Here is an 18750-nt window from a genome sequence, read left to right on the forward strand (position 1 = left end):
GGCGGATCGTAGATTCGTTATTTTGGTGGAAATGCACGGAAATGGAGAACCCGCGGATCGTGGATGCGCTATGTGTAGGAAATGCTCCAAATGTCGAAGAAGCTGCCGGAACAAGTGATCTACGATTCCCGTGAAGAGGGAAACCGGCTGAATGAGGTGGAATAAGTCATCTACGATCCGCGAGAGATGCGGACTTGGCTTTTAGGCAGTCGAAGAGTGATGCCCCCCTAATATCTCTGGAGGCTAGGAGTAACTTATGGAGGCTTCCCTATACTCATTTCCAGTGTAGGGAATTCGCTAACGAATTCAATCATCCTTATTTGCTCAAAAAAGGGTGAATATCCAAAGTTAACGAATTCCAGATTCGTTATTTCAAGAAAAAGACTACTTTTCCCCCTCTACGCAACTACATAACGCGGCTTCAGTTCGTTAGATCGACAAAGAGGCCAAATACTGGTCTATAAGCATCATACAGTTCGTTAGATCGACAAAGAAGCCAAATACTGGTCCATAAGCATCATACAGTTCGTTAGGCAACAAGGGGGGGAAACATTAGGAGAAAAGCTCAACAAAGTAAAAAAACAAAATATGATCGTAAATAAACATAATAAGGCAGCAGGCGATAAACGGTATACTTTAAAATGAGATTACCTATGCGTATCGACTATGGTAAAATATGTGTATGATCATGGAGGACTAGGATGCTGGGTACGAATGCTCTGGAGAAACAACAACTGCTTGTTTGGTGGGAACAAATTCAGATCAAAGCGGATCGCATGATCGCTGCGATCGGAGACCGTTCTCCACATCTTTCCCCTGCGGGTGTCTATGACAACATGCGTTTGGACATCCGGTTTTTGGCCGGGGATGCTGTGGATTTTGCATGAGATGACGGGGCATGATCACTATAGAGATGCAGCGTGGGGATGGGATGAGCGGATTGAAGCTTGCTTCCTGCGCGATAACAATCTTCATCATGATGTGGGGTTCCAGTTCTTGCCTACAGCAATGGTGAAGTATAAGCTTACAGGCGACTCGGCAGGTCGGCGCCGCAGTTTGGCGGCAGCCAATTTCCTGGCTGGGAGATTTAATTTGGCAGGCAAGTTTCTGCGCGCATGGAATCAGGACAAAACAGGCTGGGCCATCATTGATTCAATGATGAATCTCTCTTTGTTATTCTGGGCTTCGGAAGAGATCGGAGATCCACGCTTCCAACAAATAGCTACAGCGCATGCGGATACGGTGCTTAATCACTTCATCCGTCCGGATGGTTCTGTGCATCACATTGCGGTGTTCGATGCAAAGAACGGGTCCGTGTCTGACTATCTGGGCGGGCAGGGCTATGGGCCGTATTCCTCCTGGAGCAGGGGGCAAGCCTGGGCGCTGTATGGCATGGCGAATGCTTACCGGTACACGGGGGAGCAGCGATATTTGCAAGCGGCTCAACGAGTAGCGCATTATTTTATCAGCTGCTTGCCGGAGGATTTCGTGGCACATTGGGATTTCCGCGTACCGAATATTGCCGCTGAACCGCGTGATACGTCGGCAGCGAGCTGCGCCGCTTCGGGCTTATTGGAGATTGCCAGTCAGTTGCCGCCAGCGGATGGACGACTCTATCAGGCTGCTGCTGAACGGATCATTCATGCCTTGTCGACCAAATACAGCACACTCGATCAGCCTGATTACCAAGGCATTTTATTGGAAGGCACCGGTAATAAACCGGCAGAAAGCAATGTGAATGTTTCGCTTATTTATGGCGATTACTTTTATGTGGAAGCGATAGCTAAACTTCTTGGATGGACGACACGTATTTTCTAAAAGGGAGTGTAGGCAGAATGAAACATATCCTCATTGTAGATGATGAACCGATGGTTCGAATGGGGTTGGCGCAGCTGGTCAGGCAGTGCAACTCGCTGTTTCGCACGGTTGTCGTGGCGAATGGGGTAGAAGCGATCGATCAGATCAACAAGCAGCGTCCGGATCTATTGTTGACGGATATACAGATGCCGAAGATGGACGGTCTGGAGCTGTGCAAGCAGATTCAAGCTATGAATGTAAGTCTCCCCATCGTTGTTATATCGGGGTATGATGATTTCTCTTATGCGCAAAAGTGTCTGACTTACGGTGTCAAAGAGTACTTATTGAAACCGCTTACTGAATATGAGCTGTATCCTGTGTTGAACAGACTTCTTTTGCAGCAGGATGTTTCTGTTCCGATTTCCTTTTTCCAGGTGGAGGAATGGCTGGAGCGCGTAGAGGCGACGATCTGGGCCGCTGATTTGAATGCGCTGCATGTATTGATGGATGATTGGAAAAAAGGTGATATGAGCAAAGGGATTCAAGTTGAACAGTTGGAGCGCATAATTGCGGACGGCTTGAAAATAGTCGTTAAAAAGCTCAACGCGCACGGCTTGGTCACCTTCACTTCGAAACCGCCGGCGGAACAGCTGAATACGATCCCGGAAGCCATCGCGTATCTCCAAAGCGAGCTCTTCGATTTGTACAACCAACTGTTTCACTGGCGGGGCGGAAATCAGAAGAACTTGTTCGAGGAAGCGAAGTCTTACATCGACAATCACATTTCGGAAGAGCTCAGCCTGGAGGAAGTAGCGGAGAAGATGGGACTTGCGCCGACCTATTTCAGCTACATTTTCAAAAAAATGACGAATGAAACGTTCGTCCAATATCGGATGAGAAAACGGATCGAAATGGCCAAAAGGCTGCTGGAAATCCCGCACTATAAGGTCGTTGATGTCGGGGTAACCATCGGGTACCAGAACTATCCGTACTTCACGAAAATTTTCAAAAAAATGACAGGCTGCTCGCCTACGGAATACCGCAGCATGCTGGGGATCAAATAATGAGATCGAATTTGGCGGCTAGAATGTTCGCTTATTTCGTCATTGTCATCGTCATTTCCTCTTCGATTGTCGGATTCGTTCTGTATGTGCAGTCTTCGAATGAAGTGGATAAGCAGACCAATGAGCTTTTGACCCAAATCGTTGACAATGCGATGAATCATACGGATATGTATTTGAAAAAATACGATCGCGCTACGCTGTCCATGCTGACCTCGACCAATGTGAAAGACTTCTTGAACTTGGACGGCAATAACTTTATTTCTTATTTTTTGTCGATTAGACCGATCAAGGAAAAGGTTATACAACCGCTTTTTATTAATAATCCCGAAATCAGTATGGTTTATTTACTTGGTTATAATGGCCTTACAATCTATGATCACAACGCGGAAATGACGGATTTCAGCAATTCTATTTTGTTGGATAAGATGGAGCAATTGAAAGGAATTACGAATAAAGACGGTAAATTGACGATTATGGATTGGAGTTTCCTGGATGGCAGGCTTGCCTTAACCCGTAAAATATCTGATCGGCAGACGTCCAAAATTTTTAAAGGCATTGTGGGCATTGAGCTGAATACGGATGAGCTTACTTCGTTATGGAAAGGTATTCGCTTAGGGGAAACAGGTTATTTCTACATTGTGAACGACAAGGGGAAAATCGTCTATCATCCGAAAACGGAGATGGTGGGGAGACAGCTGGATGACAAGCTGCTTACCACGTTAAAGGAAAATCAAAATCGTATTTTTGAGTATAAGGATGATGTTGAACGGGTACATTTCAACCGACGATCGGATTATTCAGGCTTGACGCTGGTTGCTTCCATGCCGCTCGATGAACTCAGAGTCCCTACTCAGAATATAAGAAAAACGACACTATATACGTGTGCGATTGCTATCATTATTGCTTTGTTCTTTGCGTATCGTTTTGGGCAATCGATTATTCGGCCCATCAAGATGCTGGAATATGGGATGCGCAAAACAGAGAAGGGCGATTGGACGCATGTCGCGCTTACAGGGCGAGCAGACGAAATGGATCGTTTAACCGTCAGTTATAACAAAATGGTTTCGCGCTTGGAGGAGCTGATGGAGCAGGTCTATGCGGAGGAACTCAAGAATAAGGAGTATCTCCTCAAACGGCAGGCGGCGGAATTTCAAGCACTGCAACTGCAAATTAATCCTCACTTTTTGTACAATACGCTCGAAACGATCGTTTGTTATGCCGTTGTGCAGGATTCGCAAGAGATTAAGGAGATCGTTCGCTCGCTTTCCTACATGCTTCGTTATTCGGTTAGAGCGGATTTGGAGGAAATCACGTTAGCGAATGAGTTGAAGCACGTCCTGCACTTCATGAACATTATGAACTATCGACTGGGTCAGAACTTCGAAGTGGAGGTGCTGGTCCCGCCAGAACTGCTGCTGCAAAAAATGGTGCGGCTTACCCTGCAGCCTGTGATCGAGAATGTGTTTAAGCATGCCTTTCCTAATGGCATAGAAAGCCATCATCAAATCAGCATCGACGCTTTCATGGATGAGGATGATTTCGTGGTCACTGTCACCGATAATGGCGAAGGGATTGCGCCAGAGAGACTTCAAGAGCTGCATACCAGACTTGCGATGCATCAATCCTCATCCCAGCTGCCCGTTCGCGTGGAACGTGAGGGCGGCATAGGTCTAGCCAATGTGAACAGCCGCATTCAAATCGTCTTTGGGGAGACCTATGGACTCTCTATCTCGAATAATGACGCGCAGTCCGGCACCAAGATTACACTGAGAATGCCCAATCAGAGCGAAGATTTGGTTCACTCGGCTGAAGCAATTGCGATGTAGGAGAGAGCAAGGATGCGGGAAGCGTAGCTTATTCCAAATCACATGGCTGAGGGTGACTCCCATCCCCGAATCTGATCAGAGGCACTCCACTGAGCAGCCGCTTGCAGCACAAAGAAGGCATCATCCCGTGAGGGTGATGTCTTCTTTGTGTAAATGAGTAACCACTTAAACAGAGTGCGCGCCAGTTCTTCAGTGGTCCAGCCGCAGGGTGGAGTACTCGAGGAGTTGTGGAGTTACGCCTGCTGACTCGTGCGGAGATAAGGGAACATCAAGCTGCTAATATAGCCAAAAGTGTCATTATAGTGAGGTTGAGGGGGAACTACGGTACGCTATTACAGCAGAAAGTGCCTTTATTGCGAGGTTAAGGGAACTACAGTCCGCTATATTGCTGTTTACTGGGAATTTCAGCGCTATTCGTGAAAATAAGACCCCGTAGTTCCGCTATCACCCCAGCGTGACAGCTATTTGCTTAAATAGAGTCCTGTAGTTCCTTTAGCAGGAATTGTCGCTTTGAAGAGGCTGATCTCTCAGGGCGGCGAAGCCGGTTATCTTTTGTGAAAAGGAGCAAGTATCATAAATTAGTTGAATAGGTGCTTAAAAAACTAGTATGCGCTCCTTCCCTCAAAAAACTATCATGAAATTAACACGAGAGAGGAGGAGGCTTGGATTGGAAATCGTCAGAGAAATTCCGCATGTACACAAGAAAGCGCAAGCCAATATGGTAAGTAAGCTTTTGCGCAATATCAAGAAAGTGCCTCAGTTGTACTTGCTGTCTTTGCTGCCCATTCTGTATATTCTCATATTTAAATATATACCGATGTACGGGGCAGTCATTGCCTTTCAGGATTATGTGCCTCACAAAGGATTTTTTGGCAGCGAGTGGGTAGGATTAAAGCATTTCAAAAATTTTTTTGAATCCTATGAATTCTGGAAAGTTATCAAGAATACGCTGGGCCTTAGTTTTTACAGTTTATTGGCTGGGTTTCCGTTTCCTATCATCCTAGCGCTTTGTTTGAACTATGTGAGCCGGGCATCCGTGAAGAAGACGGTGCAGATGATCACCTATGCTCCGCATTTCATTTCGATGGTTGTGATGATGGGCATCATCATCCAATTGTTGGATCCGAAAACAGGCATTGTCAACATGATTATAGCCCAGTTGGGTTTTGACAAGGTGGATTTTTTCGGGAATCCGGATCACTTTAAGTCACTTTATGTCTGGTCAGGTATTTGGCAGAATGTAGGTTTTGGCTGTATCATTTATTTAGCCGCTTTGGCTGCAATCGATCCTTCGCTGCATGAAGCAGCTGTCATGGATGGGGCAAGCAAAGTGCAACGAATGTGGCACGTGGATATTCCCGGCATTTTACCGGTTGCAATTATATTATTGATTATGAGTGTAGGGAATTTGATGGATGTAGGTTTTGAAAAGGTTCTATTGATGCAAAACCCGCTCAATTTGAGCACATCCGAGGTTATTGACACTTACGTGTACAAGGTGGGACTGCTGTCGACGGGAATTAAATATTCCTACGCTTCAGCCATTGGATTGTTCACCTCAGTCATCAATTTGATTCTATTGTTCACTGTTAACAAAGCAGCCAAAAAATTAGGGCAAACAAGCCTGTGGTAGAGAGGTGCAAAGACAAGGATGAAGTCGACCCGCATTCAAGAGCCAAGAGGAGATCAAATCTTTAATATCTTCAATTATACGATGCTGTGCCTCTTTACACTGTCAGTCTTATACCCGCTAATCTATGTGGTCAGCGCTTCCTTCAGTTCCTCGGCAGCTGTCATTTCAGGAAAAGTATGGCTATGGCCCGTGGATATTTCCTTACAAGGCTATGAAGCCGTTTTCAAAGACAAACGGATTTGGGTTGGGTTTGCAAACTCCATGTACTATGCCGTCGTTGGAACGATGATTAATGTGGCTATGACGCTTATTGCGGCCTATCCTTTGTCCCGCAAAGATTTCTATATCCGCAATGCGGTGATGGCGCTCTTCGTATTCACCATGATGTTTGGCGGCGGACTGATCCCCAACTACCTTTTGATCAAAGAGTTAGGGATGATTGATACCCGTTGGGCGTTGATTATTCCAGGTGTGATGAGTGTCATGAGTGTCATTATTGCTAGAACGTACTTCCAAACGACAATCCCCGAGGAATTGCTGGAAGCGGCCCATTTGGATGGTTGCAGCGATTATAAATTTCTTGTGAAAATTGTAGCCCCATTGTCAGGACCAATCATCGCTGTCTTATCGTTATTTTACGCCGTAGGCCATTGGAATACTTATTTTGCCGCTCTGCTGTATTTAAAATCACCGGATCTGTTTCCGCTGCAAATCATTCTGCGTGATGTGCTGATTAAGAACACATTTGATGAAGAAGTGATTTCCGATGTGGTCGGTGCGGCCCAGCGAGAAGGCATGAGAGAGCTTCTAAAGTACTCATTGATCGTTATTTCTACCATTCCGGTTTTAGTTGTTTATCCTTTTATCCAGCGACATTTCGTTAAAGGTATGATGATTGGGTCTCTGAAAGGGTAAGCATTGAGCAGTATAAAAAAGGGAGGAATTACACATGCAAGGAAAGAGATTATGGGGTTCAGCTTTATGTGTAGTTTTAAGTGCAACCGTTCTCTTAACAGGTTGTAACACGTCGGAGACTGGATCAGAGGCCAGCAAGAAACCAGAGGCTGCGGTTGTTAACGAAGTAGTGAACCCGCCAGGCGTACTGCCCATCACCAAAGAGAAAACCACACTGAAAGTGTTGTCGCGAACGAATCCGAGCGTGGAAAACTTCGCCACGAATGAGTTTACCAAATGGCTGGAAGAGAAGACGAATATTCATCTTGATTGGGAAATTGCCAACGATCCCAAGCAGAAGTTGAATATTTCGCTAGCTAGCGGCGACTATCCGGATGTTTATCTTGGATTTAATATCGATCAAATTCAACTTACGCTTTATGGCAAAGACGGCGTGTTTATTCCGCTGAATAAACTGATCGACAAATATGGCGTTGAAACGAAGAAAATGTTTACTTCACTGCCTTATACCAAAGAACTTTCTGCTTCACCGGATGGCAACATTTACGGTCTGCCGTCTGTCAACGAGTGCTTCCACTGTACGCACAGTACCAAATTATGGATTAACCAGAAATGGCTAGATGCGGTTGGCATGAAGATGCCGACGACCACAGACGAGTTCTATCAAGTATTGAAAGCGTTTAAAGAGAAAGATCCGAACGGCAATAAAAAAGCCGATGAAATCCCGCTAATTGGAGCTAACATCGCTAATTCCTACATTGATACGTTCCTCTTGCAAGCATTCATTGACAGCGACCGCAATATGCAGTTCCTGAAAGACGGCAAAATCAATGCCGCCTTTACGCAGCCAGAATACAAGGAAGGACTTAAATATATTAATAAGCTGTTCAAAGAAGGTTTGATTGATCCGCAATCGCTGACACAGGACCGAAACCAATTAAGGAAGTTGGGTGAAAATCCAGACAGTGTTATCCTTGGGGTCGTTGCTGCCCAGAATCCGACGGTCTTCAACACACTTGAAGGCTCGCGCTGGAAGGATTACGTGGCTGTTCCGCCGTTAAAGGGTCCGAAAGGCGTCCAAGCATCCAAATACATTCCACAAGGGATTACGTCTGGCTCCTTCGTTGTCACCAATAAAGCCAAAAATCCGGAAATTGCCATGCGCTTAGCTGACTTCCTCTACTCCGAAGAAGCCACCAACCGCGCTATCCTTGGCAGGCCGGATATGGAATGGAAAGCGGCTGGGCCGAGCGATATTGGCATCAACGGCAAACCAGCCAAGTACACCGTACTGGGCAACAGCTCGTCAGGCGCCAAAAATGCGACTTGGGGGCAAGTAGGTCCTTCCCTGCGCACGAACGAATGGCGTTTGGGTCAGACAGCCGATCCCAAAAACCCGCTCGAGGATATTCTGTATAAAGAAACACTGACCAAATACGAGCCTTATAAACCAGACCCTAAGAAGACGATCCCGACCTTAAACTTCACGAATGAACAGACAGATGAAATCGCCAATATTAGCAAAACAATTGACGACTACCGCAAGGAGTCAACAGCCAGAATGATTATCGGTGATCTGGATATCGATAAGAAGTGGGATGAATATTTGAAAAATATGGACAATATGAAGCTGCCAAGATATCTGCAAATTTACCAACAAGCCTATGATGCTATGAAGAAATAAGGATAACGATGCTCCGCCTGCCATCTGGTTGGCGGGGTTTTCTTCTTTAGCAACAAGGAGAGCGTAGACCATTAGGATAAAGGAAGTGGAGGCTGTGCAAGTAACCAATCCGTTGTTGGCACATAAGCTTTCTGAGTTAAAAGTAAAAATGCTGCATGCCAAGCTCAGCGTCTGTTCGAAGGACTGGAAGCGATTCAATTTCGTACCCGACTACAATAAGTTTTACTACATCTGTGAAGGCGAGGGGTGGATCCAGCTTGACGACAAATTGTACCAGCCGCAAGCTGGTCAATTGTTTTTTGCGCCTGCGGGCGTGCTGCAATCGTTCTCTGCAACAAACGCAGCACCGTTTACCATGTATTGGTGCCATTTCACTTCGAATCTCAGCTTTCATCACATATTACGGTCGCTTGGCCTCCCTCATATTCTAGCCGTGGATTCTAACTCCCGTCTGGTTAGCTGTTTCGAACATATCATCGACAATTGCAAGCAGCCAGGACTGACGTCTCCGATCAAAATTCAGGCAGCTTTGCTTGAGTTGATTTCCGCGTATATCGATCAAGGGATGAAGGAAGACCACGTCACCGTGCAATTCGCCGCCTGGGATAAATTGATCGAAACTATCAAATACATTGATGCGAACCTGCATAAAGAAATGACGATTCAGGAGCTTTCCCAAACGGCGCATTTTCACCCGAATTATTTCATTCGTTTTTTCAAAGCACATCTCGGCGTGCCGCCTATGAGATATATTCATGATAGAAGACTGGAAAAAGCCAAGGAGCTGCTGGTTATTGCCTCACTGACGGTGAACGAAGTCGCACATATGACGGGATTTCAGGATGCTTCTCATTTCTCAACTTCATTTAAAAAGCATGTCGGCATGTCTCCTTCCGAGTTTCGCGCGACCCCAAACAGTCCGAATTAAACAAAGGTTAGTTTTACTAAATAACGAGTTAGCGGGGTATATGTTTATTTTTATGAAAACGCTTTAAAATTAGGTTGAACTGGAAGTATTTTTGTTGAGGGAGGAGTGGGAAAGAGTTTGTGCGTCTGATCTCGATGTGATCTCAGAGACGTTTTCAGCCAAACCTCCAGCCGATGGGGATATGCAAAGAGGGTTATATAATGCCGTCCAAAAAACATCTTATATGGTTTGGACTTTGTTTCGCTTGGCTGCTTGCCTTGCTTTCACCTTCCTTGGTCTATGCGGCCAATCCGATGGTGGTAGACAGCTACGATGGGGCACTGACACAGAATGAAATTAATTCGTTCAAAGCCTATATGCAAACGGTTGAGCCTGTTGTTTGGCCCAATACCGGATCGATGCAGGGAGAATATGCGCAAGGCGCCAGTGGTGAAAATATTAAAGCCATGGGGCTCATGTATGAGATGACAGGAGATACGCAAATCCTCGACCGGATGATTTATTTCTGCGATGTTCTTCTCTCCCAGCGGAATGATATTCTTGCTGCTCCGTACGGACAGCGCACGGTTTGGACGAATACCATTGCCCCGGTATGGCCTGGCAACAATACAGGAACGGCGTCGGCCGACTCGGCCAATGGCGATCCAGTTGGACATTTGGCTTATTGTGCCAAATTGATCCTGCAGCATCCAGCCCTTGGGAGTACGGTGGTGCCCGGCGGCGACAGTTATGGGCATGGAGCCACCTATGCGCAGCGGGCGGCGACTTTCGTAACGGAAGCCGATTATGTGGTGAATCAATTCATTTTACCGAAACTGCTTAATCTATCCAATGGCAATAAATATTACTTTTCCACGCAATCGCCTTACATGAGCGGTGGGATTATGCCTTGGAATCAACAGATGATGATTTCTTATGGTTTGCAGAATCTGGCAGCAGCGCATGCGATTCTAGGCGATAATCCGACCCGTGTTGCACAATACGACGGTATCGTTCAAACGAACCTGAACTGGTTCTTTAACGATAATACTGCCAAGCAAACGTATACGAACAGCGCTGGCAAAACGACTTACAACTGGGGTTACAATCCAACGCTATTAGGAGGCGAGGATTCCAACCATGCTAGCTTGGATGTCGCTGGTTTCTATCGCGCCTATTTAAGCGGTCGTTATGGCATTACGACGGCTATGATGATGCCATTTGCCAACATGTATGCGGATGTAATGATGAGAGGGCCAAATGATTTCGCAGGCCGTGTTGATGGCACCGACGGAACGGGACATGGCGCGCCAACGACGTATGCTCGCAGCGGCAATCTTTTCTTGGCAGCGCTGCGTCCGGATATGTACTATGCGCTAGCCAATGCGGATTTGCCTAACTTAACGAGCACCAGTATGGCTACGTATTCCCGGTTTATGTATGTGAAAAACCAGCGCAATCTCGGCAGTGATACCCAAGCGCCTACGGCACCAACAAATTTGACGGCTGCAGCGGTATCTGGCAGTCAAATCAATTTGAGCTGGACAGCCGCCACGGATAACGTCGGTGTTGCCAGTTATGCGATTTACCGCGGCGGCACGCTGGTGGGCACTTCTGCCACAACTTCCTACAGCGACATGGGACTAACGGCCTCGACGACTTACAGCTATACCGTCAAAGCGAAAGATGCGGCAGCGAATGTATCGGCTGCAAGCAATACGGCCACTGCGACTACGACAACTTCGACGACGTCGGGAAACTTGGTGATCGGCAAAACCTACAATGCATCTACGACGTGGAACACGACATATGCTGCGGATAAAGCCTTTGACCAGAATACAGCTACGCGCTGGTCTGCTGCTAACGGTTCCTTGACTAATCAATGGATCAGCGTAGATTTTGGAGCCAGTACAGCTTTCGATCAAGTTAATCTGAAGGAAATTTCATTCCAGCGAGTCACATCATACAAGCTGCAATCGTCCAGTGATGGTACCACTTTCACCGATATTGCCGGTACGGCAGGGACGACAATTGGAGCTAATAAAACCATTACCTTTGGCAGTGTGAATGCGAGATATTTGCGTTTGTATGTTAGCGCAGCAAGTGCGGTGCCGACCATCGATGAAATGGAGGTTTACAGCAATGCGGGCGCAGCGGATACAACGGCGCCAACAACGCCAACAGGTTTGGCTGCATCGGCAGTTTCCAGCAGTCAAATCAACCTAAGCTGGACAGCTTCCACAGACAATGTGGCTGTTACAGGTTATGATGTGTACCGGGGAGCAGCATGGGTAGGCTCAACGGCTGCAACGTCCTACAGCGATACTGGGCTCACAGCCTCGACAGCTTACAGCTACACGGTCAAAGCGAAGGATGCGGCAGCGAATGTTTCGGGAGCGAGCAGCGCAGCCAGTGCAACAACGCTGGGTTTGGGAAATCTGGCTCTTGGTAAAACGTACAATGCCTCGACGACATGGAGCGCGACCTACCCAGCTTCCAAAGCATTTGACGTTGATGATGTCTCACGCTGGTCCGCATCCAGCGGATCTGTTAGCAATCAATGGCTCAGTGTGGATTTCGGAGCAGCGACTACGTTCAATCAGGTAGTTGTCAAAGAAATCACGTTTCAGCGAGTGACCGGGTATAAACTCCAGTCCTCTACGGACGGGGTCACTTATACGGATATCTCCGGCACGTCAGGAACTGCGCTCGGAGCGAGCAAAACGATCAACTTCTCTCCTATTACAGCCAGATATGTTCGGCTCTATATGACTTCAGCAAGCGCGGTCCCAACGATCAATGAAGTTGAAGTCTATAACCAATAAGGAAGAGGAGAAGTGATCATGAAGAATTATAAACATATTGGCGCAGCGCTCGTTCTATCCATCAGCTTGGTAACGGCGTATCTAACGGCACAACCTACATTGGCGGTAGGGGAAATGAGGCCTTTTCCACAGCATACCGTGTACACAGCAGGGACAATTAAGCCGAACAACGTAACACAAGCGGCCATGGATGCATCGGTAGAGCAGTATTATGACGAATGGGTAAGCCGTTATATTGTTGCGAGCCCGAATGTGCCAAGCGAAGAATACGTTTGGTATAACAAGGAGGGCGAAGGGGCTTCGGACGCGAGTATCGTATCCACCTCAGAAGGTCATGGATACGGGATGCTGGTCACGGCGCTGATGGCTGGCTACAGTGCGAATGCTAAGACCCATTTTGACAAACTCTATAAATTTTACAAGTCGCATCCAAGCGCTAACAATGCCTATACGATGGGTTGGCAGCAGCGCAAAGACAGCAGTGGCAACATTGTGGCAGCCAGTGGCGGCAGTGACTCAGCGACTGATGGCGATATGGATATTGCCTACGCACTGCTGCTCGCGGATAAGCAGTGGGGGAGCAGCGGAACGATCAACTATTTGGCTGCAGCAACCAATGCAATCAATGGGATCATGCAGGCTGATGTCAACGCTAGTGTATGGAACTTGAAACTAGGAGATTGGGCGGCGAATAGCGATGCGACTTACGGCAAAGGAACGCGGCCTTCCGATTTCATGTTAAGCCATCTCAAAGCTTTCCAAGATGCTACCGGCAATGCCAACTGGGGAAATGTAATCAACAAAACTTATGCCATAATCAATCAGCTCTATACAAATAACAGCCCGAATACTGGCTTGCTGCCAGACTTTGCCAACAGCAGCTCAGGCACGACCTATGCACCGGTTGCTGCAAATTATTTGGAAGATGTAACGGATGGCAGTTACGCTTACAACTCATGCCGCACACCTTGGCGTATAGCTACCGACTATTTAATTTCAGGTGATACGAGTTCTTGGAATGAACTTACGAAGCTGAACAGCTGGATCAAAACCAAGACTTCGAGCAACCCTGCCAACATCAAAGACGGTTATTCGCTTAGCGGTACGGCGCTTTCCGGCACATCCTCAGGCGTTCAAGCCTTTATTGCTCCGTTTGCTGTGAGCGCGATGATCGATTCCAGCAATCAGACTTGGTTGAACAGCCTTTGGAGCAATATGACGAGCACAACCACGGCATCAACTGGCTATTATGAAAATAGCATTCGTCTGTTGTCGATGATCGTCGTTTCCGGAAATTGGTGGTCACCTGTTTCTTCGGGAACTACGCCAACACCGACTGCTACGCCGACGGCGACACCGACACCGACGGCAACTCCAACGACGACCCCTAGTCCAACACCGACTCCGTCCGGTAATCTGGCGCTAGGCAAGACGTACAATGCATCGACAACCTGGAGTGCCTCTTACACGGCTGCGCAAGCATTTGATGGAAGCAGCACAACGCGTTGGTCAGCTTCCAACGGCTCGCTAAGCAATCAGTGGATCAGCGTTGATTTGGGCGCAGCAACCGCCGTGGATCAGGTTGTCATCAAAGAAACAACCTATCAAAGAGTGACGGGCTACAAGCTGCAGTCCTCGTCCGATGGCATAACATATGCAGATATTGCCGGAACGAGCGGCACTTCCATCGGAGCAAGCAAAACGATCAACTTCACAGAGCTGTCTGCCAGATATCTGCGACTATATATCAGTACAGCAAGCGCCGTGCCAACGATTAATGAGATTGAAGTGTATAATCAGTAAATTTGCAGTGAAGGGGCTGCCCAGAAGGTTGCGAAACCTTGCGGGCAGCCTCCGCTGTTTTTGTAGTGGAGTCAGCATAAATTTAATCAATAGAGCCTTAAGATACTAGTATGCTCAAGAGTAATAGAGAAATTATGATAAATACTGTAAACGATTTCAATGATCTTTGGATAGAATAAGGGGGGCTTTATTATGTGGCATAAAATCATTATAGCTTGCGTGACCATGACGCTTGTTTTCTCTGGTCTCTGGGTACCGGCGATGCCGAAAGTTGCGGCTGCAACCGGAGCGCCAATGGTGGTTAGCAGCTTGGAAGGATCAGTCACACAAGAGGAGATTAATTCCTTTAAGCAGTATATTCTTTCGAGTTCGGTCAATCTGCCAGTAAACAATTATGGAAATGATTTCGTATACGGACCAAGCGGCCAGAACGTTGAGGCTATGGGGTATATGTATGAAATCAGCGGAGATCGTTCGATCCTTGATCAGATGGTTAAATTCAGTGAGTTGATGCTGTCTGCCCGGAACAATCCGGATACAGGACGTGTGCTGTGGAATGGGAATCGAGAGCTGTCTTGGCCTAACAAAAAGGTTGGTGAAACCAACAGCGATGGTTTAGTTATTGACGGCTACTCAGGCAGCGAGAATGGAGATGTTATCGGGCACATTGCGTACAGTGCGAAACTCATTTTACAAAATAAATCGCTTTGGAATCAAATCGTGCCTTATGGCGATGGTGCCCTGTACGGTGAAACCTATTTGCAGAGGGCAAAGAAATACATCGCAGAGCTTGATCGGACGATGGACACATACATGATCCCAAATTTCGTCAAACCGGATACGTTCCGTCAATACTGGCCGAATGACCCAAGGTGGAGCAGCACCGGAAGCGCAGCGCCGAATTCAGCGATTCCCTGGAATCAGCAAATGATGATCAATAACGGTTTCATGCGGTTGGCGGAATGCCACGAGCTGCTTGCTGATGATCAGCCAAGAGTGGACCTCTACGATAAGATCGTCAAAGCATCGATTGAGTGGTTCACGGCTTCCCTGGAACCTTATCAAGTCGCTGGACACGATGTGTATAAATGGTGGTATGTGGCCGACTATTTCGGCAAAGTAGAGGATGCGGATGGCGTTCATGCAGCTAACGACATTATGGGGATGACCCGGGCTTACGACCGAGGCAAATATGGTGTGACGCAAGAGACACTGATCAAACTATCGAACACGATTCGGTATGTGATTTCTACGGGAACAGGCAACTTTTACTGTAAAGTGGACGGACTTCCGACGAGCTGTACGCTGACGAATCTGTGGAGCGAATATTTGCATATCGCGCCGTATAATCCTGATCCGGCCGTTTACCGCTTGCTAGCCAATCCCTACTATATGAGCACTGTGCTTACGAGCCCGATCTATTTTGCGCGAATGATGTGGGTGAAAGAACATACAAGCTGGACCCGGAATGTGGATGCCGATCTGTCGCCCGCATGGGAAGCGGAAAGCTATTCAAGCAGATCGGGGGCTTTTACAAGGCAGGCATGTGAGGTTTGCTCCAAAGGAGCCTATATGCAATCGCCGGAGGATTCAGTGTCTAAGCTGAATTATCGTTTGAGTGTTGCGCATGGCGGCAATTTGTATGTGCATATTCTTGGATCATCCAGCGGAGCCGGGGGAGGCAGCTTGAAGTTGTACGTAGATGCGGGTCCAGAAGTGAATGCTACAACTTCGTCTTCCGGTTGGGGATGGACAACAGCTTCACAAGCCCTGACTTTAGCAGATGGCCCCCATCAGCTAACGATCACGTCGCAGGGCAATGGCGCGCAGCTGGATAAAATCGTCTTATCCAAAAGTCCGACTCCGCCGATCGATGCGCTTTTGCCGAAACTGACGGATATTCGAATCAATGGCGTTTCCCTTGCTAATTTTGCTCCATCGACATACAGCTATACCGCTGCATTGCCGCTGGGCACCAAAGTGATTCCTATAATTAGCGCAACCAGTCTGCATAATGTCGAGATTACGCAGGCTCAGCAGGTTTTTGGAACGGCAATTATTACGGTCAAAGACCGCCAAGATCCTTATTTGCAGGCTAAGTATGAGGTCCAAATGACGGGATTCCCGATTTATGGCGATATTCCAGATCGATTTATGACCTTTCCTATCCAAAGTGTGACGGCAAGCGCAGGTTATCATGCCAGCTTCCCACCCGCCAATGCCATTGATGGCGATCTGAATACTCGCTATGCAGCCAAAGGAATTACCCATTGGATTCAATTTGACCTTGGCGCAAACAAGCCGATTCGTTCGGCGGTGATCTCCTTTTTGAAAGGGGATGTGGATCGTTATACCTTTGATTTGCAAGTATCGGAAGACGGACTCGTGTGGACCTCTGTGTACAGCGGCAAAAGCAGCGGGAAAACAGCTGGGCTGGAAATCTTCCCATTCGAGCAGGTCAATGCTAGATATGTGAAATATAACGGGAAAGGCAATTCCAAGGATACATGGAATAATATCAATGAAATCTACATTGGCGGTGTGGTCGAAGATGTGGCAGCACCTGTAACGACAGATGATGGACAAAGTGGTTGGCATGCTGATAATCAAATTATTCATTTGTCAGCGGTAGATAGTGGAAGCGGAGTCGCGCATACGTACTACAGTTTGAATGGCGGGCCTGAGACAGAGGGAACCGTCGTCAACATTGATCAAGAAGGCAGTAATGAGCTTGCTTACTACAGTGTGGACACCGCAGGCAATCGGGAATTCAAGAAATCAACGCTCATTCAAGTGGATAAAAGCGGCCCTACAATTACACCAACTGTCTCTATGGCTGTTTATGTGACGGATACTGTGTCTTTTAATTTTGGAATCGCGGACACCTTCAGTGGCGTTAACGATAAAGTAATTAAGCTGGACGGCAAGCTGGTAGCTTCTCCGTATGTTATTGAACCCATGTCACTGACCCTGGGCAATCACCTCGTTTCGGTTATAGCGGCCGATAGGGTTGGCAACCAATCAGAGCAGCAATTCGTGCTCAAAGTCAGCATGGATATCGATCACTTGGACGAAGCTTTACTGTACGCGAAGCAGAAAGGCTGGATCAAGAGTGACCTCGTGTATAAAGGATTAACGGCGCTGGTTGGTGTCATTCAGAAAGCGCCCAAAGAGCATGTTAATCAGGGGCTGCAAGCTCTTGAAGTGTTGGTCAAAGCACAGAAAGGCCATCTAATCGATGAGGCAACAGCGAGCAAGCTGCTTGAATGGATCGCAGCTTTGAAGAGGTCGTAGCCTCGAGCCATCATCAACTTTTCAAGGAGGTTCTACTATGCAGTACAGACGTTTAGGCAGCAGTGGTTTGAAAGTGAGCGAACTTAGTTTGGGCAGTTGGCTTACCTATGGCGGCGCTGTGGATTCCAATCAATCGGAGAGAATCATTGATAAAGCCTACGAGCTTGGTATCAATCTGTTCGATACAGCCAATGTGTACCACAAGGGGGAGGCGGAGCAGGTTGTTGGCAAAGCGTTAGCCAAATACCCCAGGGACTCGTATGTCTTGGCAACCAAAGTATGTGTGCCTATGGGTGAGGGTCCGAATGATCGCGGCTTGTCACGCAAACATATCAAAGAGCAATGCGATGCCAGCCTGCGTCGGCTTGGTGTCGAGTACATCGATTTATATCAATGCCATCGCTATGATCCCGAGACGCCCCTTGATGAAACGCTGCGAGCAATGGATGATTTGATCAAACAGGGCAAAATTTTATATACAGGTGTCAGTATGTGGAAAGCGGAACAGCTGCTGGATGGGGTTCGGACGGCCAATGCGCTCAATTTGAACCGCATTATTGCCAATCAACCGCAGTATCATATGTTCCGCCGTGGTATTGAGCAAGAGATCGTTCCACTGTGCAAAAGGGAAGGGATCGGTCAAATCGTCTACTCGCCGCTGGCGCAGGGGATTCTGACCGGCAAATATCAGCCTGGCAGGCCTTACCCGGTGGATTCAAGGGCGGCAGATCCAGAGCAGAACGGCGCGATCGTTCATCTCATGAAAGAAGAGCAGTTGCTCAAGGTTGAGAAGCTGAAAGTGATTTCAGCGCGCAACGAGCTAAGCATGGCTCAATTGGCATTGGCTTGGATCCTAAGGCTGGATAATGTATCCAGTTGCATTATTGGCGCTTCCCGACCAGAGCAGATCGAAGAAAACGTCAGGGCTTCGGGCATTACCTTGTCCGAAGCCGATATAGAGGAAATCGAGAACATCTTACAGGCATGACAATTAACGTAATG

At 47.4% G+C, this 18750-nt stretch carries 10 protein-coding genes and 1 pseudogene; all 11 read left to right on the forward strand.

Annotated features, from left to right (window positions below; all coding sequences use genetic code 11):
* Positions 1-701 precede the first annotated feature (701 nt).
* The 11 genes and pseudogenes from LOZ80_RS07040 to LOZ80_RS07090 all read left to right on the forward strand — a co-directional run bounded on the left by LOZ80_RS07040 (position 702) and on the right by LOZ80_RS07090 (position 18736).
* Positions 702-1818: pseudogene (locus LOZ80_RS07040) on the forward strand (glycoside hydrolase family 88 protein).
* Positions 1819-1835: 17 nt separating this feature from the next.
* Positions 1836-2861: a response regulator gene (locus LOZ80_RS07045; RefSeq protein WP_238170757.1), complete on the forward strand. Its 1026-nt coding sequence runs from the start codon at positions 1836-1838 to the stop codon at positions 2859-2861.
* Positions 2861-4687 (forward strand): cache domain-containing sensor histidine kinase, encoded by a 1827-nt coding sequence (locus LOZ80_RS07050; protein ID WP_238170758.1) that lies wholly within the window; start codon positions 2861-2863, stop codon positions 4685-4687. The genes LOZ80_RS07045 and LOZ80_RS07050 overlap by 1 nt, the downstream gene beginning before the upstream one ends.
* Before the next feature lie 718 nt (positions 4688-5405).
* The gene (locus tag LOZ80_RS07055) at positions 5406-6320 is read left to right on the forward strand and encodes an ABC transporter permease (RefSeq protein ID WP_443147052.1); all 915 of its coding nucleotides are present in this window, start codon (positions 5406-5408) and stop codon (positions 6318-6320) included.
* Positions 6321-6338: 18 nt separating this feature from the next.
* Positions 6339-7235, forward strand: a complete 897-nt coding sequence (locus LOZ80_RS07060) for a carbohydrate ABC transporter permease (protein ID WP_238170760.1) — start codon at positions 6339-6341, stop codon at positions 7233-7235.
* A gap of 34 nt (positions 7236-7269) precedes the next feature.
* On the forward strand, positions 7270-8919 hold the full coding sequence (locus tag LOZ80_RS07065; protein ID WP_238170761.1) for an ABC transporter substrate-binding protein: 1650 nt from the start codon (positions 7270-7272) through the stop codon (positions 8917-8919).
* 94 nt (positions 8920-9013) lie between these two features.
* A complete protein-coding gene (locus LOZ80_RS07070; RefSeq protein WP_238170762.1) occupies positions 9014-9847 on the forward strand; it encodes an AraC family transcriptional regulator in 834 nt (277 codons plus the stop codon).
* Positions 9848-10047: 200 nt separating this feature from the next.
* Complete coding sequence (locus LOZ80_RS07075) at positions 10048-12651, forward strand: discoidin domain-containing protein (protein ID WP_238170763.1); 2604 nt, start codon at positions 10048-10050, stop codon at positions 12649-12651.
* A gap of 18 nt (positions 12652-12669) precedes the next feature.
* The gene (locus LOZ80_RS07080) at positions 12670-14454 is read left to right on the forward strand and encodes a glycosyl hydrolase family 8 (protein ID WP_238170764.1); all 1785 of its coding nucleotides are present in this window, start codon (positions 12670-12672) and stop codon (positions 14452-14454) included.
* Positions 14455-14646: 192 nt separating this feature from the next.
* Complete coding sequence (locus LOZ80_RS07085; RefSeq protein WP_238170765.1) at positions 14647-17748, forward strand: discoidin domain-containing protein; 3102 nt, start codon at positions 14647-14649, stop codon at positions 17746-17748.
* Positions 17749-17785: 37 nt separating this feature from the next.
* Positions 17786-18736, forward strand: coding sequence for an aldo/keto reductase family protein (locus LOZ80_RS07090; RefSeq protein ID WP_238170766.1), 951 nt, complete (start codon positions 17786-17788; stop codon positions 18734-18736).
* Positions 18737-18750 lie beyond the last annotated feature (14 nt).

Source organism: Paenibacillus sp. HWE-109 (genome assembly GCF_022163125.1).
Classification (GTDB): Bacteria; Bacillota; Bacilli; order Paenibacillales; family NBRC-103111; genus Paenibacillus_E.